The 2,844-nt window shown below is 29.5% G+C and carries 5 protein-coding genes; 3 read left to right on the top strand and 2 right to left on the bottom strand.

Annotated features, from left to right (window positions below):
* Positions 1 to 66 precede the first annotated feature (66 nt).
* Both Q0370_RS10315 and Q0370_RS10310 read right to left on the bottom strand, forming a co-directional pair.
* A complete protein-coding gene (locus Q0370_RS10315) occupies positions 67 to 327 on the bottom strand; it encodes a DUF4911 domain-containing protein (protein ID WP_299575402.1) in 261 nt (86 codons plus the stop codon).
* Positions 328 to 348: 21 nt separating this feature from the next.
* Positions 349 to 1,281 carry an ATP-binding protein gene (locus Q0370_RS10310; RefSeq protein ID WP_299575400.1) on the bottom strand — a complete coding sequence of 311 codons (933 nt, stop codon included), beginning with the start codon at positions 1,279 to 1,281 and terminating at the stop codon, positions 349 to 351.
* Between the two features lie 205 nt (positions 1,282 to 1,486).
* Here Q0370_RS10310 and Q0370_RS10305 point away from each other — a divergent pair, with 205 nt between their 5' ends.
* Genes Q0370_RS10305 through rpiB form a run of 3 tightly spaced genes read left to right on the top strand, consistent with a single transcriptional unit; the run spans position 1,487 to position 2,601 of the window.
* A complete protein-coding gene (locus Q0370_RS10305; protein WP_026749234.1) occupies positions 1,487 to 1,729 on the top strand; it encodes a KH domain-containing protein in 243 nt (80 codons plus the stop codon).
* Complete coding sequence (locus tag Q0370_RS10300; protein WP_299575397.1) at positions 1,729 to 2,121, top strand: thioesterase family protein; 393 nt, start codon at positions 1,729 to 1,731, stop codon at positions 2,119 to 2,121. The genes Q0370_RS10305 and Q0370_RS10300 overlap by 1 nt, the downstream gene beginning before the upstream one ends.
* 51 nt (positions 2,122 to 2,172) lie before the next feature.
* Positions 2,173 to 2,601, top strand: a complete 429-nt coding sequence (rpiB, locus tag Q0370_RS10295; protein WP_299575395.1) for a ribose 5-phosphate isomerase B — start codon at positions 2,173 to 2,175, stop codon at positions 2,599 to 2,601.
* The last annotated feature ends 243 nt before the right edge of the window (positions 2,602 to 2,844 follow it).

The raw sequence follows: 2,844 nt of genomic DNA, 5'->3' as shown, positions 1-2,844 counted from the left end.
TGAGTAAAATAGTCATAGCCTTTTGAGTTTAGTTTTAAAGCAGTTTTACTATAAATAGGCTTGGAATTATAATACTCCAAGCCATTCTCTTTTTTCTAGAATTTCTATTTCGATATTTTTTTTCTTTAATGTTTCGATTGCGTTATCCATATCATTTAAAAGATAAGAATTTGTAAGAATTTTTATTAAACCGTTCTGGTTGTCAAGAGTTCTTACATTTCCTAATCCATCGTATGCTTCTATGATTTTATTTATGAAATCAATATGTTCTTTTTTCGTTTGAATAATGTATTCCCAGCTTTTTATTTGCATTTCTGTATTTTCCATTTCTTGCTTTTACCTTTCTTTTTAGAATTTATCTAAATATGAGTATTTTCCATCAGAATCTTTCCAGCCTAATATTTTTTCCAAATTTACATTTTGTGTTGATTGAATTATACGTTTTTTTATGTCTGGATTAGTTTTTACAAGCTGTGCAATTAAATCTTTTGTTTCACGGCGTTTGCTGGAAGTCTTTTCGGCAGCTACGGTACAGCCACAGTTCATTGGCAAGATACCGTTATTTCGTACCCATTTTATAATTGCTTTTTCTTCAACGTAGAATAATGGACGGATTAATTCTATCTCAAAATTATCGGACTTTAGTTTTGGTAGCATTGTTTCAAATTTTCCCATATAAAACATACTCATTAGAGTAGTTTCGATAACATCGTCAAAATGATGCCCAAGTGCTAGTTTGTTGCATCCAAGCGAAGTTGCTTTTGTGTAAAGGCTTCCACGACGCATTTTGGCACACATATAGCAAGGATAGTCTTTTGCAATTTTTTCTGCAACCTCAAAAATATTATCATTATAAATTTCACACGGAATATTCAAATGTTCTAGATTTTTTTTCAAATTATTCAGATTGGCAGGATTAAATCCAGGATTCATTGAAATAAACACTAACTCAAAATTAGTTCTGCTGGCTCTTTTTAGTTCCTGAAACAGCTTTGAAAGCAAAAGGCTGTCTTTACCTCCAGAAATAGCAACTGCAATCCTGTCGCCATCTTTTACCATTTCAAATTCCTTTAAAGCTCTCACAAAAGGTGTCCAAAGTGCTGAACGGTATTTCTTCTGAATACTTTTTTCAATAGTTTCCAGCGGCTGAAGTGGGACAGAGGGTAAAATTGTTTCACAGACTGCACTTCCAAGAGAAGTAGAGGCAATTTTGTCATCATCTATTTCATTATTTATTGTATTTTTATTATCGAAACTGCTTTCGACATTTTCTAAATTCATTATTTACAACTCCTTTTAAAATTTGTGTCTTTATAGACTGTATCAAGTTTTTAGAAGATTGTCAAGTAGTTTCATTTTAAACTAGGATTACTATATTTTTTGATAAAAATTTTGAAAACAAAATTTGATAAGAATATTGAAATTATGATATAATAACTTTAAGAAAATAAAATTTTAAATAAAAAAAGTGGAGGAAAGAAATAAAATGAGCAAATATTTTGAAACTGTGGATTTTTGGGTTGAAAATTTATTGGATTCGACTGAAAGTTATACTATTGAAAGTAACGAAAAAGGTAAGTTTGTAGATATTACAATTAACGTTACAAAAGATGATATGGGAAAAGTTATTGGAAAAAATGGGAGAATTATTACAGCACTTAGAGTTCTAATGTCTTCAGTTGCAAAAAAAGATAGAAAAAGTGTAAAAATTGAAGTTAAGGAAATGTAATGAAAAAGAAAAGCTTTAAACTAAGAGTTTATTATTATGATACTGATAAAATGGGAGTTGTATACCATTCAAATTATCTAAAATGGATGGAAATGGCACGAACTGAGTATTTTAGGGATGTTTTTTCATATAAGAATATGGAAGATATGGGATTTATTTTACCAGTAAAGACGCTAAATATTGAATATGTTAATTCTGCAAAATACGATGAAGAAATTGAAGTTTCTGTGAAAATTGAAGAAATAAACAATATTAAAATCAGATTTTCTTATGAAATGTACAATTCAGACGGAGTTTTAAAGGCAAAGGCTGAAACAGTAAATGTTTTTGTGGATGAAAATGGGAAATTAAAGAGAATTTCAAATGAGTTACTGGAAGAACTTATTAAATAAAATTTAAGATTATCAAATAACTTATTATTAAGAAGAAAAGAGGCTTTACAAATGAAAATAGCTATTGGAAATGATCATGCAGGAGTAGAATTTAAGAATAAAATTATGAAGGAACTTAGAAGCAAGGGGTATGAAGTTGTGAATGTGGGAACTGATACGTTGGATTCGGTTGATTATCCTGATATTGCTAAGGAAGTTAGTAAAAAAGTTCTGGATGAGGAAGTTAATTTTGGAATTTTGATTTGTGGGACTGGAATAGGTATTTCTATTGCTGCAAATAAAATAAAAGGAATTCGTGCGGCTCTTTGTCACAATGAATATACAGCAAAACTTTCAAGACTTCATAATAACGCAAATATAATAGCATTAGGAGCTAGAGTTTTAGGAGAAGATTTGGGATTAGCATGTGTTGAAGCGTTTGTAAATACAGAGTTTGAAGGCGGTAGACACGCTAAAAGAGTCGGGAAAATAGAATTGTAATTTAGAAAATATTTTAAAAGATTCTAATTAAATTTTATCGTTAAATATCCATATAAGAAATTTTTATTTAGAGTTTGAAAAACTGTTTATTATTAATAAATATTTTTTCATAATTTCATATTTTTTCTTTTTATAAAGCAAGGGAAATCAGTCGCCATTTCCCTTGCAACCCTGGCTCGTCTAAGCATTTTTTTGAAACAAAAACGAAACTCGCTAACGCTCAGACAATCGTTTTCATTCCAA

It is taken from the genome of uncultured Leptotrichia sp., from assembly GCF_938036635.1.
GTDB lineage: Bacteria > Fusobacteriota > Fusobacteriia > Fusobacteriales > Leptotrichiaceae > Leptotrichia > Leptotrichia hongkongensis.
Note: the sequence above shows the minus strand (reverse complement) of the source record. Positions and strands in the feature narration are given on the sequence as shown.

What these genes read in the sequence shown, in the direction of transcription:
- Q0370_RS10315 (WP_299575402.1), bottom strand. Translation starts at nt 327, where the DNA reads ATGGAAAATACAGAAATGCAAATAAAAAGCTGGGAATACATTATTCAA.
- Q0370_RS10300 (WP_299575397.1), top strand. Translation starts at nt 1,729, where the DNA reads ATGAAAAAGAAAAGCTTTAAACTAAGAGTTTATTATTATGATACTGAT.
- Q0370_RS10305 (WP_026749234.1), top strand. Translation starts at nt 1,487, where the DNA reads ATGAGCAAATATTTTGAAACTGTGGATTTTTGGGTTGAAAATTTATTG.
- rpiB (WP_299575395.1), top strand. Translation starts at nt 2,173, where the DNA reads ATGAAAATAGCTATTGGAAATGATCATGCAGGAGTAGAATTTAAGAAT.
- Q0370_RS10310 (WP_299575400.1), bottom strand. Translation starts at nt 1,281, where the DNA reads ATGAATTTAGAAAATGTCGAAAGCAGTTTCGATAATAAAAATACAATA.